Origin of the sequence: Methylophaga thalassica, from assembly GCF_030159795.1 — a bacterium.
Lineage (GTDB): Bacteria > Pseudomonadota > Gammaproteobacteria > Nitrosococcales > Methylophagaceae > Methylophaga > Methylophaga thalassica.
In genome coordinates, this window is record NZ_BSND01000013.1 from 1 (window position 1) to 25,854 (window position 25,854).

Genomic DNA, 25,854 nt, shown 5'->3' on the forward strand with positions numbered 1-25,854 from the left:
AACATGCACCAGCAGTAGGTGAAGCATCAACCAGATAATCCGATGAGATGCCGGTCTGTCTCACTCTCATGCAAAGGTAAGATCAACCATTTAATCCGCTTACCCTAAAAAAGCAGGGCCTGGGCTCTGCTTTTTTCTTTTTTTAATTGAGCTTATGAGCGACTAATCCATTTCGGCCTTGCTGTTTCGCCTCATAAAGTAACTCATCGGCTTTGGCTAAAATTTCTAGCTCATTCATTCCCTGGGGATGTAGGCTGACCAGGCCAATACTGGTAGTTAAGATCGGCTTGGTAGGTGAGTGTTCATTTACAATCTGTAATCTCTCTATTTGTATGAGCAATTCTTCTGCTAATTTTACCGCTTCCGTATGCTCGATATCTGTCCATATCAAAGCAAATTCCTCACCGCCATAACGTGCGCACAGATCACCTGGTCTTCGGCAAAAATCACTCAACACGGCAGAAAACTCGACTAATACATCATCTCCCTTTTGGTGACCATAGGTATCGTTAAGTAATTTGAAATGGTCAATGTCCACCATGGCTAGGGTAAAAGGTGTTTGAGATCGTCTACAACGACGCCACTCTGTTTTCAGAAAGGTATTGAAATATCGGCGATTGGCTATTTGTGTTAACGCATCTGTTCGAGATAATGAGCGCGCCAGATCTTCTGAGCGTTTTCTCTCTGTAATATTGTGGTGTGTGAGTAGTAAGAAGTCCGCATTTTGAAAATGGAACATGACAACACGTAACATAAACCAGCGTTTTTCAGTCGGGCTGTGGCAAGGATATTCATAATAAAACGTCGGCTCCTCACCATGAAGAACAGAATAAATCCCCTTACTGACGTCTTGTCCCATCTTGTCGCCATTTCTGCCTGAGGTATTACAAACGTCTAAGTAGTTCAGCCCTACCCAGTCGGTGATTTCTGAGCCATTCTGTTCAGCAAATGTATTCCAGTATTGATTACAAAATACAATCTCTCCCTGCCTGTCGAGCACCACAATTTGCTCAGGCAATGAATCTAGAACCGTTTTAAAAAAATCAGAGTTTTCAATCACTCATATTGCCCTCAATACTAGCTCAGGGTTGTACCGAGACACACATGGCAGTTACCTATCAGCAAGATAATGAGATAGTAGTCTTAGCTTTACGAACGCACAACGCCTCTGGGATATTAGGGGCGTCTTTATTAGCATGAATTACAACCAACCTTTACGTTTGAAATACAGGTAAGGTGCCATACCCGCAGCAACCATCAGACCAATCGCCATGGGATATCCATAGTGCCAATCCAACTCAGGCATCACATGGAAGTTCATGCCATAAATACTGGCCACCAGCGTTGGCGGTAAAAATACTACAGCTGCAATAGAGAAGATTTTAATAATCTGAGCTTGTTGAATATTGATAAAGCCCTGTGTCGAGTCCATCAGGAAGTTGATTTTATCGAACAGAAAGGTGGTGTGAGACATCAACGTCTCTAAGTCGCGTAAAATTTCATACAAGGTTTCACGAGACTCAGTTGCCTCACGTAAATTTCTGAGCAAGAAGGAAATGTCGCGCTGGGTATCCATCAGACAGAGACGGATTTTCCCATTACTATCTTCCAGTCTGGCCAGTTGGCTGATGCAGTCTTCCAGATCAGCCGCTTCATCTTCCAACACTAAATGACTGACCCGTTCCAATTCACGATGAATATCTTCCAGATTATCGGCATGGTTTTCGACTTTCTGTTCCATCAGGGTAATCAATAACTCACGTGGTGTTTTACAGCTAATTTGTCCGCGACGCGCACGCATTCGTAACAGACGGAAATCACTCAGCTCACCATCACGAATCGCCACCAGCCGATCTTCCTGCAAGATAAAGGCGACAGAAACAGTGTGATGTCGACCTTCTGAATAACCTAGGAATAAGGAATGCACATGCAAACCGTCCTGATCGGTAAAACAACGTGCTGAAGCTTCGATTTCTTCGACATCATCCACATCAGGCACTTCATCACTAAACAAGGTACCCAGTAACGCCCGTTCGTCATCATCTGGTTCAAGCGCATCAATCCAATCAGCCTCTCGCAATTGCGCAGCAGAAATCTCTCCTTCAACGGGAATTTCTTTGATTAGACCTTGTGCGATTTTGTACAGGCGAAGCATGCGAACTCCTCATAGCTAGTGTGACTGGCGGGTGAGCTTGGCATTGTATCGTAACGAATGCTTCATGCCGATGACTAATCGATCTATCGCAGTTTAAATAACTCCTGATGAAACTGATCCGGGTGTAATCCATGCTGAATGAAGTCCTTGCGTAAGTCTTCACCAAAGGCGGATGGCCCACAAAACCAGATACTGGCCTCTTGCCAGTGTGGGACAGCTGTACGAATTCGTTCTGCATCAAGGTGGCCATCTTTGTCATCCACCATTAAGTGTAGCCTGACGTTTGAGGCTTCTACATCAGCGGATAATTTTTGTCTGACGACATCATTAATCTGTGACGTGGGATGAAAAAAGTCGATGGTTTTACCATCCGTCTCATCCGCTAAACGTTTCATGCGAGCAATAAATGGCGTGACGCCGATTCCCGCACCAATCCAGATCTGTCTTGGCTTATCATCCGTAAAGTTAAACTCACCATAGGGACCTTCCATCGTGACCGGCATACTCACTGACAAACGTTGCTTTAATCGTGCCGTATGATCACCCAGCTCTTTAATCACAAAACGAATCAAGCGAGTGTCCGGATTCCAGGCTGAAGCGATGGTGTAGGGATGAGCACCTTCTTTTTTATCTGACATCGCAAAAGCAAACTGTCCGGCATTATGCCCCGGCCAACCTTTATCCATTTTTACTGTTACTTCCATCACTCGCATATCCGAGTGATATTCCAACTCAGTAATATGGCCTCTTACTTTTCGCTTAGCACCCACTCGCCCCATCAATACTAAGACCGCAGAGATAGTCCCACCTAGGAGTAATACGGCCATCAACCAACCTACAGGCTGAGACCAATACTCGAATCGCAGTAATATCACCGCATGAAAAACAAAGAGCAGATAAGTAATCGCTAATAAGTTATGCGTTTTAGCAAATAAGCGATAAGGAAAACGTCTAATTAAAGCCAGCACAATCAACAAAGCAGCAGCATAAAACGCCCACTCACCAATAGTCTCAGCTAAGCCACGCTGTGAACGAAATAAGCCTTCCCAGAAACCTAACTCTGGCTGCGCGCCTCTGGGGCCACGCTCAGGCTTAACTAGCCAGCCCCAGCCCACCATCCATTTTGTACCTTTTGCAAACCACCAATGAGATACCGCAAACACCAGCGCACTGATACCCAGCCATTTATGCAAACGGTACATCTTGTCCAGACCATGAAAGAAAGGCTCAACAATTTTTGGTCTCAATGCCAACAACATTGCGATACTCATCACGGCTATGGCGATGACACCACTGTATTGAACAAATACAGCCCTAAACGAAAAGTAAGTAAACGGTTCGGGCCATAAATTATCTGCCATCAACCACAAGGCAGTGGGCAATAACAGTACCGTGAGCAAGGCATATTTAATCTTTTTCATGAGTCTCTAATGAAGTGATGGAATTCTTACAGCTAATTTAACCCAAGAAAAGTTAAGGCAACGTTAACGTCATAATCAGATCTGCATGGTCAGACTAGTTTGATTACAATGACAACAAACGCACATCAAAAACAGCGTGTTTTTTGCACATACAAAATAGGATCAGCATATGAAAGGCAGCCCAAAAGTTATTGAACTTCTCAATACATTACTCGCAGGCGAACTGACCGCTATGGATCAATACTTCATTCACTCACGCATGTATGAAGACTGGGGACTGACTCGCCTCTATAATCGCATCGCTCACGAAATGCAGGACGAAACCGAACACGCCGACCAAATGATCAAACGTATTCTGTTTCTGGAAGGCATGCCCGACCTGACACACCGCGAACCACTTCATGTGGGTCACACCGTCAAAGAGATGCTGCAAAATGACCTCGACTTGGAATACGCCGTCGTCAAAAACCTGCGTGATGGCATTGCGTTGTGTGAAGCCGAAAAAGACTACGAAACTCGAACAATGCTCAAGCAACAGCTGGAAGATACCGAGCTGGATCACACCCACTGGTTAGAACAGCAACTTGGTCTGATTGAGAAAATGGGACTGGAAAATTATCTGCAAGCCATGACTTTGGCTGAAGCGTAATAATTCCCGGCAGGTTGGGCTTGGCAGCATCCGGCTCAACCATTTCCCCCTGAGACCTATTTCCCTAACAACCTAGGATATCACTCAATATCCCGACTTTATTTAGTGAATAGTTGGAGATATCTTGGTGGTTGACTCAGAAAACTAAAAGGCACCTTCAAACTCAGTCGCTTTCTCAATTAAAGGTTTTCTGTTAATTGTGTTTGCGACTCTAAGCAAGCCAAATACAGCTATACGATGCTTTAACTCCATATACCTAGAATTACTATGCTTAAGGAGGCCACTCTCCAAATCTAATTCGCCTAACTTTATATTTTTATATGCTTTTTCTGGTGCCTTTTGAAAATAAAATGCTGGTGTACCCGGAATATAAGCAAACCTATTTACAACAACTCTCTCAATATAAGATTCATGTTCACGCAAAAAATTTGTCGTCTTTTTAATATCATCAGCTTGTTCATTTCCTTCACCAATAATGCATGTAAGCCGTACACTCAGTCCAACGGCATGTGCAGTTTTGATAAATTCAGACACTCGTTTTAACTTAGTCCCTTTAAGCATGCTGTTAAGCACTTCTTGACTGCCGGACTCAAGCCCTGTCGTTATTCTTACAAGACCAGCTTCACTCGCTTTTTTTAAATCCGCATAGCTCAGACCATTATCTGTTCTGGAATCTACATGCACAGATGCCGTCCATTTTATATCAGGCAGTTCATGTGAGATTCTTTCTGCGAGGCCTTTCCAGACATCAAGATTCGAATTTAACTTAAGGTCGAGTAAGACAAAGAGATCAACCTGATGCCTACTTCTTTGATATTTCATCTCTGAGATAACATTATCGAGGCTGCGAGAACGATAATTTCTGCCAGCACTAGTTAAGACATCAGAGCAAAATGAACATCGTCCCCATTCGCATCCTCTACCGGTCATGATAGGGATTATCTTATTTGGGTATGAATGCCAGGGAAAAGCATCAAAAGTTGGGTAAGGGATGCTATCAAGACTTTCTAAAGGTTTCGCTATATTGCCTTGCCCCCCATCTTCATAAACACCTTGATAATGGCTGATATCATTTCCTAGCAATACATCATCGACCATTCTATTAAGAATTGCCTCGGGCTCTCCAGCAAACACCACCGTGACTCCCCGAATTACAGACCATTTCTGTGCTATCTCGGGAATGACAAAACTGTTACCACCAACAATAAGCGGTATGTTGTGGTCATCACATATACCAGCAATCACTGATGTCACATCAAAGTACATGGTATACGCTGATATCAAAACGATATCTGGCTTTTTATTTTTTATCTGTTCTTGGAAGGCAGATACGATTGTTCGCTGAAGTATCGACTTATCTTTTTTTCTTACATTTTTGATTTTGTCATACAGAAATTTAAGGAATCTATTTTCACTCGTCGCACCTATGTGATTCAAAAACTTGAGGTAGTGATATCCCCTAGGTTCTTTCACATTTCTTGGAAAACCATGCACACCAAAAAATAATGGCGATAAAACATCTACTTGAGCACCATTATTTTTCAATATCGAACTCAAGTAACCTACGGATAGCGTTGGATAACGGGAAAAGTTATTCAAATCTACAATTAAAACCTGATGTTTAGCTTGGTCTGTTTTTTTCGACTCCATGCAATCTCCTTTTGAATCCATCCATAAGTCACTAACGCACTGCAAACATTAACTTTAATTTACACTAAACTGGATTTTATAGAGCCAAATTTTTTTCCTCATATGGTTGAAGTGACCAATCAGAGATTGTTTTGAATGAAAATAGTTAGTTTCTGCAACCTTGTAGTGCTAACGCACTTTTTACTGATGGATTCCCTCTGATATATGTGGACTGATTGGAATATTTCTCAAGCTCACCTACTACTTGAAAAGCAGCTCAGTAACCCCATTTAAATCTCACACATCTGCCATAAGCAGTGTTAATCAAACCACTAAATAACAGTCATACAGCCAAACAAGAAGCCATGAGCAAACAAGAACTCTTATACCGTGTCGAATTCATCCAAGCTGGCCAACGTTACGAACTCTACGCCCGCGAACTCAGCCAGGGCGGTTTGTTTGGCTTTATCGAGATAGGTGATTTTGTCTGGGACACCCACACATCAGTAGTGCTAGACCCCAGCCACGAAAAACTTAAAGACGAATTTGCTGATGTGACTCGTACCTACATTCCCATGCATGCGGTGCTGAGAATTGATTCGGTCACCAAGAAAGGCTTAGCTAAGATCACCGAATTCGATGGCAAAGTCACCCACTTCCCCAGCCCGATTTATACGCCAAGCAATTAATAGAATTGCTTAAAAAAGTAGGTTCGGTTGAACCTGAGAAACCCAACAATTCCTGAATCTTGATATATGTTGGGTTTCGTTCCTCTACCCAACCTACCGAGCTTTATAGGTGCCATTCCTCATCAGCACAAACGGGGATTTGAAAGGCTCCCTTTATTCCCGTCTATTGCCGCCAAAAATTAGGCTTGGTTGATGGATTAAGTGGTCGAGTGTTTGAGCGTAGCGAGTTGTCGACCACGCCATCAAGTAAGGTTAATTTTTGGATGAAGGCAATATCGGGTGCCTTTTTCTTTGGTTCGTTTCTTTTGGGCAAACAAAAGAAATGAACGCCCTGCGGCAGCGTGAGAAGTAAAAAAATAGATCATATTGAAATCAAGTTGGCTGACCCCTTGATTTCTCGCCGCTCTAAGAATTTTTACTCTGAGCCCAAATATTTTTGCGAATTAAATGCTTCCTAGGTCTCCAGTTCTTCGCAGTAAGACCCTAGCATCTTCAACTTTTTTCACGGCCGCAGCAGAATCTAGGAAGACTTCACGAGCCGGTATCCGAAGGATTGAGTAGCCCTCCCGCCTCATATCATCATCCCTCTTGAGATCGCGTAAAACAGCTTCTGGAGAAGAGTGATATGTTGCGCCGTCAATCTCAACGACAAGCTTATCATCAATCAGGAAATCTGCTCGATACTGGGAAGAAGCATGACCTGAATAGATATTTAACCGCCCCACTGATACCTGGTTTCGCAAGCGTAATCCCCGCCCCTGAATGGCACCTGGCCCAGTTTGCAGTTTATAGGCTGAAACCATTGCTTCGAGAAAGGCCATCTCTGCTGGAGACTCACATTGGCCCCGGATATTCTCGACACTCACCGGCGCATTGATACGGGCATCTATCTCCGCCTGCTCAGCTCGCCTTGCGGGCTCTTCAATAATGTCACGGTAGACACTCCAAACGATTAAGCCCCCGACGAAAAAGAGGGGGAGGAAGAGAAACCCTAGAAGAATACAAACCACTGCGAGCGCGATCCGTTGAAAATATGTCAAGAGTACACTCCAACCAGCTCAGTAAACATGAAAGATAGGTTGTCACTAGTCCTACACAAACATATGGTTCTGGAAAACTTAATCAATTTATGCGCCTTAAATCTTTTTTTAAGCCGTTTTGATAAATATGGAGCTAGTTGCTCCCCGTTAGGATACTTTTCTCATAGTTTCCTACTTGATGTCGAAGAAAGTATCTACCCCTCGTAACGGTTGTGCTTGGTTTCCATATGGTGACTTTTCTATGATGTAGCCTACAATAGAACACCGGGCCATTATAGTTAGCTCTTCGCTTACGCCTGAGTGTCTCATAGCGGTATGTAACTTGTTCAAACCATCCGCGACTTGAGCAGCTGCAGAACCCGATTTCAGGCGACTTGCCCCACCCTCATAAAATCGCTCATCAATCCCCGTACGATTGATAAACGAATGGACGAACTCAAGGTCGCTCATACTTGCGGCGTCTAATTCATAGGCAATAAGATCAACTGTAGCTCCATATTTACGACAAATCACATCAAAAAAGCGAGCTGCACAGATCATTATTGATGGTATTAACCTATTCCCGGCATTTGCTTCTTGAGTAAATTTGGCTAGGTTATCTGTGCCGAACCCTCCCCGATCAGCAGCCTCTAGCTGCCAAAGCAAATTTTTAGCACTCGGATGACCTGCCTCCGCAGCTTTGTACCAACAGTCTGCTGCTAAATCAAAATCATAGGGTGTCACTTGTCCGCCTCCCCAGAGAAGGGATAAGTTGAACAATGCAGAAACATGCCCACCCCGTGCGGCATTGGCAAAATGCATACTAGCCGCATTGTAATTACCTATCTGTAGGGCTGTAACGCCATCGCTATACTCTGCCTCAACAGCCGTAGACTCGCTTCTGTAAAATGGATTCTGAAACTCAGTCATGTTCCCTCACTCGACTCAATCATTAATCAATTCTGCATCATTCGCTAGTTGCGATAAACTCAGTGCTAGCTCTAAAGGTTGGACTTACCAACACTCTTTCCTTTGGATTTCTTTGGGAGCATTCGAAGAAATGTACGAACAAACTATTTCTTTTTTACCGGCCGCTTCCACCCCTCAACCGTCTTCTGCTTAGACACAGTCAGTGTTAACTCACCAGCAGGCGCCGTCTTCCGAATCGTAGACCCAGCCCCAATAGTCGCCCCATCCTCAACCGTCACTGGAGCAACCAACTGTGTATCCGACCCCACAAACACCCGATCCCCAATCACAGTACGGTGTTTATTCGCACCATCGTAGTTACAGGTAATGGTACCGGCACCAATATTTACATCAGCACCCATATCAGTATCACCGATATAACTTAAATGATTGATTTTAGAACCTAAGCCGATATTGGCATTTTTCACTTCAACAAAGTTACCGACTTTGGCTTTAGCCGCTAAATTGCTACCTGGACGTAAACGGGCATAAGGACCTACCGAACAGTTAGCGCCTACTTCTGCATTTTCGATAATACTATTAGGCAGGATTTCAGCGCCTTCATGGATTGTGCTGTTGATGATGATGCAGTTGGCACCAATGGTGACATTATTTGCCAACGTATTATTGCCTTCAAAGATCACATTCACATCAACTGTGATGTCTTGTCCGACTGTTAGCTCACCCCGAATATCAACACGAGCGGGATCACGCATGGTGACGCCAGCCATCATTAATTCAGTCGCTTTCTTCTGCTGGTAGTAACTTTCTAGTTCAGCTAACTGTACGCGGTTGTTCACGCCCGCGACTTCTTGTTCGTCTTCACAAGTGATGGAGTCGATTTCCATGCCCTCTTCCACTGCTTTGGCAATCAGATCAGTCAGGTAGTATTCACCTTGGGCATTATTATTATCGAGCTGAGATAGGGCCGTATTTAACCATTTAGCTGGAATACACATAATGCCGGTATTCACTTCATTGATTTCTCGGGTTTCATTGCTGGCGTCTTTTTCTTCGGTAATCATCAGCATACGGCCGGTGGCATCACGGACGATCCGGCCATAACCTGTGGGGTCATCCAGTACAGTGGTGAGCACTTTAACTGTGCTGGCACCACCTTCATGAATCAATGCTTCAAGGGTGTCTTTTTCAATGAGTGGTACATCACCATATAACACCAGGACTTGATCACTCTCCTGATAAAAGGCTTTGGCCTGCTCAACAGCATGGCCTGTCCCCTTTTGTTCTAGCTGCATAGCGGTATCAATACCTTGTTGCTGTAGGTAGGGCACGACGTCATCTGCACCACTGCCACAGACCACAGCAAGTTGGCTGGGATTGAGTTGTTTGGCGGTATCAATCACATGTTGGAGTAAAGGTTTGTTAGCGAGTGTGTGCATGACTTTCGGTTTAGCCGATTTCATGCGAGTGCCTTTACCGGCAGCGAGGATGATAATGCTCAGGCTCATAGAGTGTTCCGTATTTGTGATAATGGGGTTAAGTTTAGCAGACAATAGATAAAAAAAAGGCCGTCACGAAGACAGCCTTTTTTATTTTTTGCAGTGAAAGACTAACGTCCTTTACTGTTCGATCTCAGTCGCTCGATTGCACGCAGTTGCGCCATTGCTTCAGCCAGTTCTTTCTGAGCTTCAGCAAAGTCGCGTTTCGCTGTGCCATCGTTGATCGCTTTTTCTGCATCCGCTTTCGCTTGTAATGCAGCCGCTTCATCAACGTCAGCAGCACGTAATGCCGAGTCAGCCAACACAGTCACAACGTGTGGTTGAACTTCCAGCATGCCGCCAGAGACGTAGTACTGCTCTTCTTCGCCGTTGTCTTTTAAGACACGAACTTCACCTGGTTTAAGGCGAGTCAGCATAGGTGTGTGACGTGGGTAAATACCCACTTCACCCAACACAGCTGATGCAAAGACAGCTTGTGCCAGACCTGAAAAGATCTGTTTCTCTGCGCTTACGATATCAACATGGATAGTCATAGCCATGTTTACCTCCCAGGGGATTAGTACTTCTTAGCTTTCTCGACAGCTTCTTCGATGCTACCTACCATGTAGAACGCTTGTTCTGGTAGTGAATCGTAGTCGCCATTCAGAATGCCTTGGAAGCCAGCAATCGTGTCTTTCAGAGAGACGTATTTACCAGGTGCACCAGTAAAGACTTCTGCTACGAAGAACGGTTGTGACAAGAAACGCTGAATCTTACGAGCACGTGCTACTGTCAATTTATCTTCTTCTGACAGTTCGTCCATACCCAGAATCGCGATGATGTCTTTCAGTTCTTTATAACGTTGCAATGTACCTTGAACGCCACGAGCCACGTTATAGTGTTCGTTACCCACCACTAATGGATCTAGCTGACGTGAAGTTGAATCTAACGGATCGATTGCTGGGTAGATACCTAATTCAGCAATTGAACGTGACAATACAACAGTCGCGTCTAAGTGAGCGAAGGTCGTTGCTGGTGATGGGTCAGTCAAGTCATCCGCAGGTACGTATACCGCTTGGATAGAAGTGATAGAACCTGTCTTAGTTGACGTAATACGTTCTTGCAGAACACCCATTTCTTCAGCCAGTGTTGGTTGGTAACCTACCGCAGAAGGCATACGACCTAACAACGCTGATACTTCAGTACCGGCCAATGTATAACGGTAGATGTTATCAACGAAGAACAGTACGTCACGGCCTTCATCACGGAAAAATTCCGCCATAGTCAGACCAGTCAAGGCAACGCGCAGACGGTTACCAGGTGGCTCATTCATCTGACCGTAAACCAGTGATACTTTGTCGATAACGTTTGAATCTGTCATTTCATGATAGAAGTCGTTACCTTCACGAGTACGTTCACCTACACCCGCGAATACTGAGTAACCGCTGTGCTCGATCGCGATGTTACGAATCAGTTCCATCATGTTAACGGTTTTACCTACACCGGCACCACCGAACAGACCAACTTTACCACCTTTAGCGAATGGGCAAACCAGGTCGATAACTTTGATACCTGTTTCCAGCAATTCATTACTGGCTGCTAATTCGTCAAATGACGGTGCTTTACGATGGATACCCCAACGCTCTTCTTCACCGATGTCGCCTTTTTCGTCAATAGGGTTACCTAAGACGTCCATGATACGACCTAGTGTTTTTTTACCAACCGGTACGCTAATCGCTTTACCTGTGTTGGAAACTGCTAAATCACGCTTCAGACCATCTGTTGTACCCATGGCAATTGCGCGAACAACACCGTCACCTAGTTGTTGTTGAACTTCCAGCGTTAAGCCAGCTTCTTCAACCAGGAGGGCGTCATATACTTTAGGCAGGCTGTCACGTGGGAATTCCACGTCGACGACCGCGCCGATAATTTGAACAATCTTTCCAGAGCTCATCTCGCTTCCTCTTAATATCTTCTATATCAGTTATACCGCAGCGGCACCTGCAACAATCTCGGAGATCTCTTGCGTAATCGCAGCTTGTCGAGCTTTGTTGTAAACCAATTGCAAGTCATCAATAAGATCACCTGCATTGTCGCTCGCATTTTTCATTGCGATCATTCGAGAGGCTTGCTCACAGGCAATATTCTCGACAACACCTTGGTAAACTAATGATTCGATGTAACGAACGAGCAGGTCGTCAAGTACATCTTTTGCATCAGGTTCGTAAATGTAATCCCAGTGATGGGAAAGCTCTTCGCTCGGCTTCTCAGGCTTGGCCGGTAACAACCGTACAATTTTGTTGTCCTGAGTCATGGTGTTCACGAACTCATTGTATACAAAATACAGGCTGTCGATCTGGCCTTCGTTATAAGCATCCAGCATTACCTTAACAGTACCAATCAGCTCATGCGCTTGTGGCGCATCACCTAATTGCACTTTCTGACTGACAAGGTTGACGGGCAGTCTTTTAAAGAAAGTCGATGCTTTCTGGCCAATAGCACAGACATCAACTTCCATACCTGCATCCAACTTCGCTTTGATATCTTTCAAAACGGATTTAAACAGGTTGTTATTCAGACCGCCACATAGTCCGCGATCAGACGAAACCACAATATATCCAACACGCTTCGTTTCTGCACGGTCCTGTAAGTACGGATGTTTGTACTCTGGATGTGCAAACGCTAAATGCTGAATAACGTTGTAAATTTTGTCTGCATAGGGACGTGTCGCTGCCATGCGATCTTGAGCCTTACGCATTTTACTCGCAGCAACCATCTCCATCGCAGAAGTAATTTTCTGCGTATTTTTGATGCTGCCAATTTGAGTCCGTATCTCTTTACCGCTAGCCATGACTTATGCTCCGATTACCAGCTACCAGTTTTTTTAAAGCTCTCAATTGCAGTTTTCATTTGCGCTGCAATATCGTCATTAAAGTTACCGGTTTCGTTAATAGTTGCCATCAAGTCAGCTTGGTTTGAATGCATATTAGCTAATAAAGCAGCTTCGAAATCGCCAACTTTATTCACTTCAACGTCATCCAGGAAACCTTCGTTAGCTGCGAACAGCGATACCGCCATTTCAGCCACTGACAGAGGTTGATATTGTTTCTGTTTCATCAGTTCCGTAACACGTTGACCACGGTTGATTTGTGAACGTGTTGCTTCATCAAGATCAGATGCGAACTGAGCAAACGCTGCCAATTCACGATACTGAGCTAAGTCAAGACGGATACCGCCACCCAACTTCTTGATGATTTTAGTCTGAGCTGCACCACCAACACGAGATACCGACAGACCCGCGTTAATCGCAGGACGGATACCTGAGTTGAACAAGTCAGTTTCAAGGAAGATCTGACCGTCAGTGATCGAAATAACGTTAGTTGGTACGAACGCAGATACGTCACCCGCTTGTGTTTCGATGATAGGCAATGCAGTTAATGAACCTGTTTTACCTTTAACAGCACCGTTAGTTTCTTTTTCAACGTAGTCCGCGTTAACACGAGCAGCACGTTCTAACAGGCGTGAGTGAAGGTAGAAAACGTCACCAGGATAAGCTTCACGACCAGGTGGACGACGTAACAACAGAGATACCTGACGGTATGCCCATGCTTGTTTAGTTAAGTCATCATAAATAATCAGAGCATCTTCACCTTTATCACGGAAGTACTCACCCATCGAGCAACCAGCATAAGGTGCAATAAATTGCAGCGCAGCAGAGTCTGATGCAGAAGCAGCAACGATGATCGTGTGATCTAAGGCACCGTGTTCTTCTAATTTACGCACAACGTTAGCAATAGAAGACGCTTTTTGACCAACAGCCACGTAGATACATTTAACGCCTGTACCTTTTTGGTTGATGATGGTGTCGATAGCAATCGCTGTTTTACCAGTTTGACGGTCACCGATAATCAGCTCACGTTGGCCACGGCCGACTGGAATCATAGAGTCAACTGATTTCAAACCAGTTTGGATGGGTTGATCAACCGATTGACGAGCGATAACGCCAGGCGCTACTTTCTCAATTGGAGAAGAGCTTTCTGCGTTGATATCACCTTTACCATCAATTGGTTTACCTAGTGAGTCAACAACACGACCTAACAGTGCTTCGCCTGTTGGTACTTCAAGAATACGACCAGTACATTTAACTTTGTCGCCTTCTGAAATGTGTTGGTAAGCACCCAGAATAACGGCACCTACTGAGTCACGCTCAAGGTTAAGGGCCATACCAAACGTGTTACCTGGGAATTCAAGCATTTCCCCTGACATCACATCTGCTAAGCCATGAATACGAACGATACCGTCGGTAACACCGACTACGGTACCTTCTGTACGCGCTTCAGTGGCCCCTTCAAAGCTTTCGATACGCTTTTTGATCAGGTCACTGATTTCTGCTGAATTCAGTTGCATCTCTGTTTCCTCTATAAACGGGCCGCTTATGTAATAGCGTTGGCCAGTCTGTTCAGTTTACCCACGGCAGAACCGTCGATTACCATATCGCCTGCTCGAATAATTGCACCACCCAGTAAGCTTTCATCAATGGTCGTGTTTAATGTAATGTCACGGCCCAGACGTGCTTTCAGAGCGGCAGAAATTTTAGCGGCCTGCTCTTCCGTCAAAGGACGTGCCGAAATTACATCAGCAGTCATTAATTTTTCAGCTTCTTCACGTAATGCTTCGAAGAGAACGGTAATATCTGTCAGTAATAACAGACGGTTATTTTCTGCCAACAACAACAGAAAGTTGCGTGCATCGGCTGTCATTGCATCGCCAGCAATCTCTGCCAACAAATCAACAGCCTGCTCGTCACTTACTGCAGGGCTAGTGATAATGGATTGCATTTCTGGTTCTAAAACACATTGTGCTAAAACCGCAAGCAGGTCAGACCACGCCTTCAACTCGCCTTTTTCCTGCGCGATAGAAAATACCGCGTTGGCATAGGGACGAGCGATGGTTATTGCTTCTGCCATCCTAACATTCCTCTAGATTTGGCTAACCAATTCGTCAAGCAAATCGGTGTGTGCCTTTTCATCAATTTCACGGCCGACAATTTTACTGGCACCTGCCAGCGCAATACTGCCAACTTGTGACTTCAACTCGTCACGAGCACGGTTTGCTTCCTGTTCAATCTCAGCTTTCGCCGCTGTCAGGATTCGCTCACCTTCAACACGGGCATTGTCTTTTGACTCGTCCACAATTTGATTACCACGTTTAGTTGCTTGAGCAACGATTTCATTCGCTTGCTCTTTCGCTTCGTGGATCACTTGCTGTGCACGTTTTTCAGCCAACTCTTGCTCATGTCTACCACGCTCTGCAGCTGCCAGACCGTCAGCAATTTTCTTTTTACGCTCTTCAAGCGCTTGCATGATAGGTGGCCATACATACTTCATGCAGAAGGCAATGAAGATCGCAAAAGCGATCATCTGGCCTATGATGGTTGCATTGATATTCATGCCTGTACCTCTAATTTATCGCTAATGGGAAGTTATAAATCTTAACCAGCCACTGCGAACAGAACGTACATAGCCAAACCAACAGCAATCATAGGTACCGCGTCAACCAGACCAGCAACCAGGAAGAACTGTGTACGTAACATTGGAACTAATTCAGGTTGGCGAGCAGCAGCTTCTAAGAAACGACCACCTAATAAACCAACACCAATAGCCGCACCCAGTGCGCCCAAGCCGATCATTAAAGCACCAGCAATATAAACTAAACCCATATCCATTTTTTTCTCCTACAAAAAGTAAAGACTAAAAACAAAAAGTTAAAAACCCAACAAACATCAATGATGTTCTTGATGTGCCATATCCAGATAAACCGTTGTCAGCACCATAAAGATAAATGCCTGTAACGTGATAATCAGAATATGGAAAATCGCCCAGCCGATCTGTAACAGACCAGCAAAAGATCCCATCACAATACCTGCGCTATACATAGTCGCAATCAGGATGAATACCATTTCACCGGCATACATATTGCCGAACAGTCGTAAACCTAACGAGAATGGTTTTGACAATAATGTAACGGTTTCCAGAATCAAGTTAATTGGCAACGCCCATTTACCAAAAGGCTGGAAGGCTAATTCACCCAGGAAACCACCTGTACCCTTAATCTTAAAGCTGTAGAACAGCATTAAGGCAAACACTAACAACGCCATGCCTAATGTGGCATTTGGATCAGTTGAAGGTACGATTTTGAAGAACACATGATGCGGATCCGCACCAAACATTGCTGCAGCACCTTGAGCCACCGCCATTGGAATCAAATCAACAGGCAGTAAGTCCATTAAGTTCATCAGGAATATCCAGACGAAGATGGTCAGTGCAAGGGGAGCAACAAGGTTATTTTTACCACCGGAGAAAGACCCTCTCACAGTGTCATCGATGAAGTCGATAATCATTTCAGCAAAGTTTTGCATGCCGGTAGGGATACCAGCAGAAGCTTTTTTAGCAGCGCTGCGGAAGAACCACATCATCAGAGCGCCTAATAGGAGAGACATAAACATCGTATCGACGTTAATTGCCCAGAATCCCATTTTAGCGGCTTCTTCTGCTGAGGTAGCAAAACCCCAGTCGCCGTTCGGAGCCCAAACGCCAGGCTCAATTTGTACTTGTTTCTGACCAAACGTCAGATTTTGAAGGTGATGCTTGATGTATTCTGATGTAGTAATTGTTTCACTAGCCATGTCGGTTTCAAGCCCGGTTAGTATGTCCCATAAACAACATCATCTGTGTCGCTGTAAAGCCAAGCATCAACGCTACAATATTCATCTCTAACAAAATAATGCCAGTGGTAAACATTACAATCGTATTCAGCCAGCGTTCAGCTACACATCTGTATGCTCTACTTAAATTTCTCTCGGCATCTGCTCTTGCAGTCTCCACTGCTCGCAGGATATGCCAAATCATCAAGAGCGTATTGATGATTGCAATGATGCTGCCAAAACCAGCCGCAATTGCGCTCTCAAAACCACTTGACCAAGAGGCGAAAAGTACAACTAGTGCCCACATGGCAACCTGCCACCACACAACACGTTTGAGTGGTTGCAATCTAGTTAACTGTTCCATTTTTTCCACTTGGATTTAGTCTTTGCGTTAAGCAAATCATGGCATTATATAGACGTATACTTAGCCGGGTCAACGACAATTATCGACTTCAATACGATATTCACTACTCATGTCAGGATACAGAATCCTGACTATTGGAACTAAGTTCTCAATTTAGAACATCGGCTATCCTAGCTATATCTTAATCTGTACTCAGATTGATCCATTCTCTAGGCAACTTCCTGTGTTAGTCTCGTTGGTAAAGCCAGTCCTTTCGGGGACAGTTTAAATTTCTCACAATGTGCCAGATAAAGTTTTTTCAGTTCTTCTTCACCCATCAGATTGCCAGCTTCATCACGATAACTGATATTCCCAGCCACGGGCTCACCCTGCCATCTTTTTTCAATGGCTGTACGCTCACTTTGTGTTTTGAACCAAGTAATAAACTCATTGGCTTTTGCCAGTAAACGATAGCTTGATGCCCAGGCATTAACTGCCATCGTATAGTAATAAGGCTGTTCCGCAATATTGCCAGGAATAATTTCAATCTTGTTGTACCAGGGACTGGCCGGGTTTTTACTGGCCCAGTGATAAATTGGCAGATCGACGCCAAACGCATCTACAACACCATCAGCAAGACAGTGATGTATTCTGGACTGATCGGAATAAGCGATTAAATTCTCCAACATCACCTTTCCATTAGGTTTATTTTCATTACTGCTCCAACGCACTCCTCTATGCTCTAATAAATCGAATGCCGCCGGGTCATTAATGATGCCTAATACTTTACCGTCTAAGTCATTAACACCATTGATTCGCTTATCCCCTTTTCTTCTTGCTAACACCCAGTGAAGATAAGTATAGGCTTCTGAATAAGCCACATTGTCGTACTCGGCTGATGGCGGCAATGCACTAATAACAATATCTGCCGGCGGTTCACCAAACTTCTTACCTGCTGTGAGTAATTCGGTGCACATGTCCCACGGTGCTTCGATAAATTCGCACTCTACCCCGAGATAACTAGCAAATGCTTTAGCATAATCTATATCCAAGCCCTCAAGTGGTCCGCCTAATTTCTCGCGAAAAGATAAACCAACAAAATTGGGTTCAACAGCAACGCGTAATTTTCCACGGTTCAAAATATCATCCAGCTGATCGTGGGCGGCATCAGGCACCAGATACAATTTTTTTAAGGTATTATCAAAAGCCCCTATCGCTTTGTCGATATTGGCATTCTGAATATCGATCTCATCCAAACCAGAACTCATCTCTTCCACAACATCATTAATGATGCGGTTTTTACCCTTTATACGCTCCATGGAACCCGAGCTTAAATCCAGCGTTTCAAAAATGACGGCCGTGTTATTCATGACAAGTCGGAGTTGATCACTGATCGATTGGAATAGCTGCGTTAATTGTGCCGTAGCAGCTTGTATGACCTCGACGAAATTGTCGAGCCGTTGCTTATTGGTCTGGCTGATATTTTGTAATTCATCGTTGACCACTGTGAAATCAAGCTGTTTAGCTGCTTGCTGAGCCTGTTCCATGGTCACAGAAGCAAGTCGTCTTACTTCATCGGCCACAACCGCAAACCCCCTGCCATGTTCTCCCGCCCTGGCAGCTTCAATCGCTGCGTTTAAGGCTAGCAAATTAACGCCTTTTCCGATTTCTAAAATACCGTCTAACACGTCAGTAACATTATGAGATTTTTCGGCAAGCGTCTGACTGATCTGCTCCATCGCTTCACTAACCGAGGTGTTTACCTCTTTTACTTCAACATCAATTTGTGACTGTAAAGCACCTACCGTTGAATTTGAGCTGTTTAGATAATCATTTGCCATATTCAGTTCAGCATCGAGCTTGCTTGTTCGCTGACTGATTTCAGATAAAAAGTTGTCTTGTACTTCCAAAGCACGAAAAATCTGGCGTGATAATTGGGATGTTTGGGAGCTGACTAACTGCAAAGCTCGGTAGAACCGTTTTTCATCTTCACTAAAAGCCACCTCTTCAACAGGGACTTCCATCACTTGTGTATCATCCAGTGACTGTTTAGAAACAGGATTGCTAAGAATTCTTCTTAATAAACTCATTGGCTAAAATTCCAAATACATAGGCATATATTTGGTTTATGCAATAGCCAGTCCAATCTCTGGTTATATTTTCTAAACTTTGAAAATAGCTAATAACGATCAGTTAAACCATAAAAAGTAAGCGCACACTCACATTTAAGCCTCTACGATTCAATGGATTTATATATGAATCTTTTTTTGAGGATGAAGTTGTATTTAACAAGACTTATTGCTCGTCAACCGTGGTTAACGCACCACAGGAATGCAAAGTTTCATTTTTGTGCATTTATTCTGTAAATTCTGAAAACAAATCCATTATGCCCCAATCTGCTTCATCAGATTTTTTAACTCATCAATGTTGGCATAATCAAAGACAAGCTTACCTTTACCATTAGCTCGATGTTTTATGCTAATTCCTTTGCCTAACTTATTGACAATTCGCTTTTCTAGCTCTTCGATATCCGCTTGCACGACAGCTGGCTCAGCTTTTTTCTCTGGTGAAGGCTTTAGAATGCGTCTGATCAGCTGTTCTGTTTCTCTGACAGACAGTACCTTTTCCACAATTTGCTTAGCCGCTTCTGATTGAACAGTACCTTCAAGCCCTAGCAAGGCTCGGGCATGGCCCATCTCAATATCGCCATTTTCCAGCATACGTTTAACATCATCATTAAGATTACGTAATCGCAATAAATTAGTCACCGTAGCACGAGACTTACCAACCGCTTCAGCCGCCTGCTGATGGGTCATTTCAAACTCTTCACGTAAACGGAATAAGGCATTAGCTTCTTCCATCGGGTTGAGGTTTTCACGCTGAATATTTTCAATCAAGGCCATGGCAATGGCACTTCTGTCAGAAACGTCACGAATTAATACCGGTACTTCCACAAGCCCCGCCATTCTGGATGCTCGCCAACGGCGTTCACCAGCCACTATTTCATATTTACCTTCACCGATAGGGCGAACAACAATTGGCTGAACCAGTCCTTGGGCACGGATAGAGTCGGCCAGTTCTTCCAGAGACTCTTGAGACATATCAATACGTGGCTGATATTTGCCCGGCTGAATCATATCAAGAGGAAAATGTTGCAAACTATCATCTAGATTTGCGTTTTCTTCCTGATGAACATCCGCAAGCAAGGCATCTAGCCCTCGTCCCAAACCTCTTTTTTTACTCATTCTCTATCAACCTTGTCATTTAGCACTTTGCTTTTGTCGTCGCATAAATTCACTGGCTAGCGCCATGTAAGCAATCGACCCTCTAGAGGCCCGGTCATAATTCAATACAGGTAATCCATAACTCGGCGCTTCAGCTAACCTGACGTTTCTTGGAATAATCGAGTGAAAAACCTTTGCGTCAAAATGGCTAATCAATTGCCGAGAAACCTCATTGGCAAGATTATTCCGAGCATCAAACATGGTTCTTAATAATCCGGTGACTTCCAGATTGGGGTTGGCTCGCTGTTTTACCCGTTCAATCGTTTTCAGTAATGACGATAAACCTTCAAGTGCATAATATTCGCATTGAATCGGAATCAAAACACCCTGTGCTGCAACCAACGCATTGACGGTAAGCATACTCAATGAGGGCGGACAGTCAATCAGAATGTAATCATACTTATCACGTGTTGACTCAAGCGCAAGACGTAAACGATGCTCTCGCAGCTTAATCTCCAGTAACTCGACCTCAGCCGCCGTTAAATCAGCATTGGTTGGCATGACATCAAAGCCAATCTCATCGGGTCGAATAATGGCATCAACTGCCCGCGCCTCAGCCATGATCACTTCATAACTGCTGTTTTCTATCTGATTTTTATCCAGCCCGCATCCTGTTGTCGCATTTCCCTGCGGGTCAAGATCAATGAGCAAGACTTTTTTACCATAATCGGCCAGTGACGCTGCCAGATTAACTGTTGTGGTCGTTTTACCCACCCCCCCTTTCTGGTTGGTCACCGCAAAGATATCGCCCATACTTAGTCTTAATCCTTGATAAGTCTTACTAAATGTCTTTCACCATCACACTCAGGCACGTTTAAAGATATGACATCGTGCAAATGAAAGTCTGTAGATTCAAATGCTAATTCTTCTTCTGGGTAAGTGCCTTTCATCAGCACTAATTTGCCACCCTCCTCACAATGAGAACCGGCAAGCTGAATGATGTCATCAATACTGGCAAATGCCCGAGCCGTGATAATAGCAAATTTAGGTAAAGATACCTGTTCTACACGCCCATGCACAACCGTGACATTATCTAAGGCAAGTTCTGCTTTGACTTGTTGTAAAAAACGCGTTTTTTTTGAGTTACTATCAAGTAAGGTGACCCGCGTTTGCGGTTGGCAGATAGCAACGGGCACACCAGGTAAGCCTCCACCGGTACCTACATCTAATAATGATATTGATGTGATATAGGGCAATACTGAGAGACTATCGATAATATGACGGGCCATCATTTGCTCAGGCTCGCGAATGGATGTCAGGTTGTATACCTTGTTCCATTTATGTAACAACATCACGTAAGCGACAAGTTTCTGGCATTGTTCGTCGGCTAACGTTAGCCCAAGTAACTCACATCCACGCTTTAACTGGTTTAATAGACTTTGCTCAAGCATTAACTCGCTTCGCTCATTCCGCTACGCTTTAAATGCACTAATAATAGTGAGACGGCGGCGGGCGTCACACCTGAAATTCGTGCAGCCTGACCTAAATTTCCTGGCCTTGCCTGTTCTAGTTTCTCACGAACTTCATTAGACAAACCACGAACGTTTTTATAGTCCATATCCAGTGGCAATTCTGTGTTCTCATGGCGTTGCAAACGTTCGATCTCATTTTGCTGACGATCAATGTAACCCGAATATTTAGCCTGAATCACCACCTGCTCAGCCACATCATCAGCAATATCTTGCTCTTCACCCATCAAATCAAGCAGTCCTGCATAATCAACTTTCGGGCGTCGCAGTAATTCTTTTGCTGAAGCAACTTTATTCAGTTTCTCACCTAAGACTTGTTCAGCTCTTTCTTGATCCACTTTTTCCGGTACAAACTTGTAACTGTCCAGACGGGCATTTTCTTTGGCGACAGCATCCTGCTTCTCATTGAATACCGCCCAGCGCTCGTCATCTACCAACCCAAGTTGACGGGCAATTGGTGTCAGGCGAATATCCGCATTGTCTTCGCGAAGCATTAAACGATATTCAGCGCGGCTGGTGAACATGCGATATGGCTCGCGGGTGCCGGAGGTAATTAAATCATCAATAAGTACGCCCATATAGGCTTCATCACGACGCGGATACCACTGTTCTTCACCACGCGCTTGTAAACCCGCATTAAGACCAGCAATCAGACCTTGTGCTCCGGCTTCTTCATAACCCGTTGTACCGTTAATCTGACCAGCAAAAAATAATCCAGCCATGTGTTTGGTTTCTAACCAGGGATGCAGATCACGTGGATCAAAAAAGTCATACTCAATCGCATAACCTGGTCTGGTAATGTGCGCATTTTCCAAACCTTTCATGGAACGGACAATTTCATATTGCACATCAAACGGCAGGCTTGTTGATATGCCATTCGGATAGACTTCACCACATTCCAGACCTTCTGGCTCCAGGAAAATCTGATGGGACTGACGATCAGCAAAACGAACGACTTTATCTTCAATTGAAGGACAGTAACGTGGACCAATACCTTCAATTTCACCGCTATACATCGGGGAGCGGTCCAGATTATTTCTGATCACATCATGAGTTCGCTCATTGGTGTGTGTAATAAAGCACGAGATTTGGCGAGGATGATGCTCAGTTTTACCTAAGAAAGAAAAAACAGGGGTCGGTGTATCGCCCGGCTGTTCGGTCAGTTCTGAGAAATTAATACTGTTGATATCAATACGTGGAGGTGTGCCTGTTTTTAAGCGATCAACTCTAAAAGGTAAAGCACGCAGGCGTTGGGATAAAGCAATGGAAGCAGGATCTCCAGCGCGACCACCCTGATGATGTTGTAAGCCAATATGAATTAAACCGCCAAGGAAAGTCCCCACGGTTAACACAACGGCTTTAGCAGAGAAGCGTAAACCCGCTTGTGTCACGACACCAACAACTCGATCATTTTCCACAACAAGATCATCGACTGGTTGTTGGAATATATATAGGTTGGGTTGATTTTCCAGGTAAGCCCGCACTGCCGCTTTATAACGAATACGATCAGCCTGAGCACGTGTCGCTCTTACTGCTGGCCCCTTGCTGGAGTTCAATGTACGAAATTGAATACCCGCTCTGTCAGCGGCTTTTGCCATAATCCCGCCCATGGCATCAATTTCTTTGACCAGATGACCTTTACCAATGCCACCGATTGCTGGATTACAACTCATTTGCCCCAGTGTCTCGATGTTTTGCGTCAATAGTAGTGTCTTCACACCTTGACGTGCAGACGCTAAAGCCGCTTCAGTCCCGGCATGACCACCGCCAACAACGATGACCTCGTAATGATCCTGGAAACTCATATCACACCAACAATCTAAAAAATAAAGAGGGTAATTTTAACATGCTGTTAATAATGTTTGCCTATAATTCAAACGTTTATCTTACAAACCACTGAGGACATTATGGAAAAAAACCGTGGCATTAAGCGCTTACTCTTCGCTCTGGTCTACTCATGGCAAGGTCTCATCTCAGCCTTGAAACACGAAGAGGCCTTTCGTCAGGAGTTTTTTGCGTTTGTTTTTTTAACCGCTATCAGCTTTTATCTTGATGTCACAGCGGTCGAACGGTTACTGATGATTTCCAGTGTTGTTTTAGTGATGATCGTTGAAGTATTGAACTCGGCCATTGAAACTGTTGTTGATCGTGTCAGTACAGATAAACACAAATTATCTGGCCGAGCTAAAGACTATGGTTCTTTTGCTGTGTTAATGACCATCTTGATTGCTACTGCTACCTGGCTGACTATTTTGCTTTAGCACCCATTCTATAAGATGCCACCATTAATAAGATGCCAAACACAATCATCGGTAAACAGAGAATTTGGCCCATCGTTAACCAGTCAAACGCTAAATAGCCATACTGAGCATCAGGAATACGAACAAACTCGATGATAAAGCGGAAAAATCCATATCCCAGCAAGAACAAACCAGAAACCGCCGCTTTCGGTCTCGGTTTAGAAGAGAACCACCATAAAAGGATAAACAACAAGACACCTTCTAATGCCGCTTCATAAAGCTGTGAAGGATGTCTTGGTAATGGCCCTGCACCAGGGAATACCATGGCCCAGGGTACATCACTGACTTTTCCCCATAATTCACCATTAATAAAGTTACCAATGCGACCGAACATCAAACCGATCGGTACCATCGGTGCAATAAAATCACTGATCTCGAAAAAAGATTTCCCGGTTTTTCTACCAAACCACCAAAAGGCTGTCAGCACACCCAGTAAACCACCATGGAACGACATACCGCCCTGCCAGATTTTGAATAGGTTCAGTGGGTTTTCCAGGTTAGTCTGCAAGTCATAAAAAATGGCATAGCCTAAACGACCACCAATAATGACACCGACCGCACCATAAAAAAGTAAGTCTTCTAATTGTTGTCGGGTCCAGTCTGTTTTATTTACACGGTAAAGACCTAGCAACCACACAAACAAAAAACCAAATAGATACATCAACCCATACCAATGAATGTGCAGAGGGCCAATGCTTAAGGCGATAGGATCAATTTGGGGATACGTCATCTGTGTCACTCTATGTAAAGTACTGCAATCATACCAATTCAGTGCATATAACGCGAAAGATAAAATCTTATCTGCACCATTTTGGACAAAGCGTCAAATTTATCGCACCAAATTGATCACAATCATCCGGTTAATGCTATCCATTGACCATCTATATCTCTGTTTTATATAAAATTTGTAAAGTTGGCACATATTCTGCTCTTGTTGTTGTAGTCTGAATACAAAGTGTTGCAAAAGACCAACGCATGGATTCAAAAAAGACTAATAAACATTTTAAAACCGAGGAGTAACACCATAATGAAATTACGTACAATTTCGGCTCTTACACTAGCAGCGACATCATTATTTGCTGCATCATCAGCAATGGCTTGGGAAAGTGAAGACGGTCAGCACTCAACCAGTGCTAGCGTTACATTAACAACAGACTACATTTTCCGTGGTATTTCATTAACAGACGAAGATCCAGCTATCCAAGGTAGTTTTGATTACGCACACTCATCAGGTCTGTATGCTGGTACTTGGGCATCAAATATCAGTGACAGTGCTGATAGCAATATTGAAATTGACCTTTATGCTGGTTTCGCTAATGAGTTTGGTGACACTGGTATTGGCTACGATGTATCAGTTCGTCGTTACACTTATCCTGGTCAAAACAGTAATGACGAACTTGATTACACAGAATACTTAGGTTCTCTTTCATACAGCTACTTCACTGCAATGATTGGTTACACAAACAATATTCAAGGTGGTGATGGTAAAGATGCTGATGAAATCTACTACAACCTTGCGTTTGATTATGAACTTCCATACGGCTTCGGCTTAAATGCTGCAATTGGTTACACTGACTCTGATCGTAATGATTATGACAGCACTTTATCTGACAGCTACATGGACTACACAATCGGATTATCAAAATCATTTATTGGTCTTGACTGGTCTGTAGCTTATGTTGGTACAAACAGCGATGGTGAAGACTTTGAATTAGGTGATGGAACATCTGACGATCGCTTCGTAGCTAGCGTTAGCGCATCATTCTAAACTTCTCACAGCTACCC

At 44.0% G+C, this 25,854-nt stretch carries 26 protein-coding genes; 4 read left to right on the forward strand and 22 right to left on the reverse strand.

Annotation, left to right across the window (positions count from 1 at the left end; all coding sequences use genetic code 11):
• Nucleotides 1-142: 142 nt before the first annotated feature.
• From QQL60_RS12800 to QQL60_RS12810, 3 genes are all read right to left on the reverse strand, one after another.
• Entirely contained in the window at nucleotides 143-1,060 is a 918-nt protein-coding gene (locus QQL60_RS12800) for a sensor domain-containing diguanylate cyclase (RefSeq protein WP_284723540.1), read from the reverse strand.
• Nucleotides 1,061-1,201: 141 nt separating this feature from the next.
• Nucleotides 1,202-2,155: a magnesium/cobalt transporter CorA gene (gene corA, locus QQL60_RS12805; RefSeq protein ID WP_284723541.1), complete on the reverse strand. Its 954-nt coding sequence runs from the start codon at nucleotides 2,153-2,155 to the stop codon at nucleotides 1,202-1,204.
• An 83-nt stretch (nucleotides 2,156-2,238) separates the two neighbouring features.
• On the reverse strand, nucleotides 2,239-3,576 hold the full coding sequence (locus QQL60_RS12810) for a ferredoxin reductase family protein (RefSeq protein ID WP_284723542.1): 1,338 nt from the start codon (nucleotides 3,574-3,576) through the stop codon (nucleotides 2,239-2,241).
• 169 nt (nucleotides 3,577-3,745) lie between these two features.
• On the opposite strand from QQL60_RS12810, the gene bfr reads away from it, so the two are divergent.
• Entirely contained in the window at nucleotides 3,746-4,225 is a 480-nt protein-coding gene (bfr, locus tag QQL60_RS12815) for a bacterioferritin (protein WP_284723543.1), read from the forward strand.
• Nucleotides 4,226-4,369: 144 nt separating this feature from the next.
• On the opposite strand, the gene QQL60_RS12820 is transcribed toward bfr, so the two are convergent.
• Complete coding sequence (locus tag QQL60_RS12820; RefSeq protein WP_284723544.1) at nucleotides 4,370-5,875, reverse strand: B12-binding domain-containing radical SAM protein; 1,506 nt, start codon at nucleotides 5,873-5,875, stop codon at nucleotides 4,370-4,372.
• 296 nt (nucleotides 5,876-6,171) lie between these two features.
• On the opposite strand from QQL60_RS12820, the gene QQL60_RS12825 reads away from it, so the two are divergent.
• Entirely contained in the window at nucleotides 6,172-6,543 is a 372-nt protein-coding gene (locus QQL60_RS12825; RefSeq protein WP_284723545.1) for a DUF1820 family protein, read from the forward strand.
• 443 nt (nucleotides 6,544-6,986) lie between these two features.
• On the opposite strand, the gene QQL60_RS12830 is transcribed toward QQL60_RS12825, so the two are convergent.
• The 17 genes from QQL60_RS12830 to mnmG form a co-directional block, all read right to left on the reverse strand.
• Complete coding sequence (locus QQL60_RS12830) at nucleotides 6,987-7,583, reverse strand: endonuclease domain-containing protein (RefSeq protein WP_284723546.1); 597 nt, start codon at nucleotides 7,581-7,583, stop codon at nucleotides 6,987-6,989.
• Nucleotides 7,584-7,754: 171 nt separating this feature from the next.
• Nucleotides 7,755-8,492: an SEL1-like repeat protein gene (locus tag QQL60_RS12835; protein ID WP_284723547.1), complete on the reverse strand. Its 738-nt coding sequence runs from the start codon at nucleotides 8,490-8,492 to the stop codon at nucleotides 7,755-7,757.
• A gap of 143 nt (nucleotides 8,493-8,635) precedes the next feature.
• Nucleotides 8,636-10,000 (reverse strand): bifunctional UDP-N-acetylglucosamine diphosphorylase/glucosamine-1-phosphate N-acetyltransferase GlmU, encoded by a 1,365-nt coding sequence (gene glmU / locus QQL60_RS12840; RefSeq protein ID WP_284723548.1) that lies wholly within the window; start codon nucleotides 9,998-10,000, stop codon nucleotides 8,636-8,638.
• Nucleotides 10,001-10,101: 101 nt separating this feature from the next.
• The gene (locus QQL60_RS12845) at nucleotides 10,102-10,530 is read right to left on the reverse strand and encodes a F0F1 ATP synthase subunit epsilon (RefSeq protein ID WP_284723549.1); all 429 of its coding nucleotides are present in this window, start codon (nucleotides 10,528-10,530) and stop codon (nucleotides 10,102-10,104) included.
• A 17-nt stretch (nucleotides 10,531-10,547) separates the two neighbouring features.
• Nucleotides 10,548-11,924 (reverse strand): F0F1 ATP synthase subunit beta, encoded by a 1,377-nt coding sequence (gene atpD, locus QQL60_RS12850; protein WP_007144161.1) that lies wholly within the window; start codon nucleotides 11,922-11,924, stop codon nucleotides 10,548-10,550.
• 30 nt (nucleotides 11,925-11,954) lie between these two features.
• On the reverse strand, nucleotides 11,955-12,821 hold the full coding sequence (gene atpG / locus QQL60_RS12855) for a F0F1 ATP synthase subunit gamma (RefSeq protein WP_007144162.1): 867 nt from the start codon (nucleotides 12,819-12,821) through the stop codon (nucleotides 11,955-11,957).
• 14 nt (nucleotides 12,822-12,835) lie between these two features.
• Entirely contained in the window at nucleotides 12,836-14,377 is a 1,542-nt protein-coding gene (atpA, locus tag QQL60_RS12860; protein WP_007144163.1) for a F0F1 ATP synthase subunit alpha, read from the reverse strand.
• A 26-nt stretch (nucleotides 14,378-14,403) separates the two neighbouring features.
• A complete protein-coding gene (locus QQL60_RS12865) occupies nucleotides 14,404-14,937 on the reverse strand; it encodes a F0F1 ATP synthase subunit delta (protein WP_007144164.1) in 534 nt (177 codons plus the stop codon).
• 12 nt (nucleotides 14,938-14,949) lie between these two features.
• On the reverse strand, nucleotides 14,950-15,420 hold the full coding sequence (locus QQL60_RS12870) for a F0F1 ATP synthase subunit B (RefSeq protein ID WP_007144165.1): 471 nt from the start codon (nucleotides 15,418-15,420) through the stop codon (nucleotides 14,950-14,952).
• Nucleotides 15,421-15,461: 41 nt separating this feature from the next.
• Nucleotides 15,462-15,695, reverse strand: a complete 234-nt coding sequence (gene atpE, locus QQL60_RS12875) for a F0F1 ATP synthase subunit C (RefSeq protein ID WP_007144166.1) — start codon at nucleotides 15,693-15,695, stop codon at nucleotides 15,462-15,464.
• 57 nt (nucleotides 15,696-15,752) lie between these two features.
• Nucleotides 15,753-16,655, reverse strand: a complete 903-nt coding sequence (gene atpB, locus QQL60_RS12880) for a F0F1 ATP synthase subunit A (RefSeq protein WP_007144167.1) — start codon at nucleotides 16,653-16,655, stop codon at nucleotides 15,753-15,755.
• Between the two features lie 7 nt (nucleotides 16,656-16,662).
• Nucleotides 16,663-17,037 (reverse strand): ATP synthase subunit I, encoded by a 375-nt coding sequence (locus tag QQL60_RS12885; protein WP_007144168.1) that lies wholly within the window; start codon nucleotides 17,035-17,037, stop codon nucleotides 16,663-16,665.
• A 209-nt stretch (nucleotides 17,038-17,246) separates the two neighbouring features.
• Nucleotides 17,247-19,106 carry a methyl-accepting chemotaxis protein gene (locus tag QQL60_RS12890; protein WP_284723550.1) on the reverse strand — a complete coding sequence of 620 codons (1,860 nt, stop codon included), beginning with the start codon at nucleotides 19,104-19,106 and terminating at the stop codon, nucleotides 17,247-17,249.
• Nucleotides 19,107-19,400: 294 nt separating this feature from the next.
• Nucleotides 19,401-20,261: a ParB/RepB/Spo0J family partition protein gene (locus QQL60_RS12895; RefSeq protein ID WP_007144170.1), complete on the reverse strand. Its 861-nt coding sequence runs from the start codon at nucleotides 20,259-20,261 to the stop codon at nucleotides 19,401-19,403.
• Nucleotides 20,262-20,276: 15 nt separating this feature from the next.
• Nucleotides 20,277-21,053: a ParA family protein gene (locus QQL60_RS12900; protein WP_007144171.1), complete on the reverse strand. Its 777-nt coding sequence runs from the start codon at nucleotides 21,051-21,053 to the stop codon at nucleotides 20,277-20,279.
• Nucleotides 21,054-21,061: 8 nt separating this feature from the next.
• Nucleotides 21,062-21,691 (reverse strand): 16S rRNA (guanine(527)-N(7))-methyltransferase RsmG, encoded by a 630-nt coding sequence (rsmG, locus tag QQL60_RS12905; protein ID WP_284723551.1) that lies wholly within the window; start codon nucleotides 21,689-21,691, stop codon nucleotides 21,062-21,064.
• Nucleotides 21,691-23,574 carry a tRNA uridine-5-carboxymethylaminomethyl(34) synthesis enzyme MnmG gene (mnmG, locus tag QQL60_RS12910; protein WP_007144173.1) on the reverse strand — a complete coding sequence of 628 codons (1,884 nt, stop codon included), beginning with the start codon at nucleotides 23,572-23,574 and terminating at the stop codon, nucleotides 21,691-21,693. Before mnmG ends, rsmG begins: the two co-directional genes overlap by 1 nt.
• Before the next feature lie 102 nt (nucleotides 23,575-23,676).
• Between mnmG and QQL60_RS12915 the strand changes: the two genes are divergently transcribed.
• Nucleotides 23,677-24,030 (forward strand): diacylglycerol kinase, encoded by a 354-nt coding sequence (locus tag QQL60_RS12915; protein WP_007144174.1) that lies wholly within the window; start codon nucleotides 23,677-23,679, stop codon nucleotides 24,028-24,030.
• On the opposite strand, the gene lgt is transcribed toward QQL60_RS12915, so the two are convergent.
• A complete protein-coding gene (gene lgt / locus QQL60_RS12920) occupies nucleotides 24,017-24,799 on the reverse strand; it encodes a prolipoprotein diacylglyceryl transferase (RefSeq protein ID WP_284723552.1) in 783 nt (260 codons plus the stop codon). The two genes, QQL60_RS12915 and lgt, sit on opposite strands and share 14 nt — an antisense overlap.
• Before the next feature lie 297 nt (nucleotides 24,800-25,096).
• Between lgt and QQL60_RS12925 the strand changes: the two genes are divergently transcribed.
• Nucleotides 25,097-25,837: a TorF family putative porin gene (locus QQL60_RS12925; RefSeq protein WP_284723553.1), complete on the forward strand. Its 741-nt coding sequence runs from the start codon at nucleotides 25,097-25,099 to the stop codon at nucleotides 25,835-25,837.
• The last annotated feature ends 17 nt before the right edge of the window (nucleotides 25,838-25,854 follow it).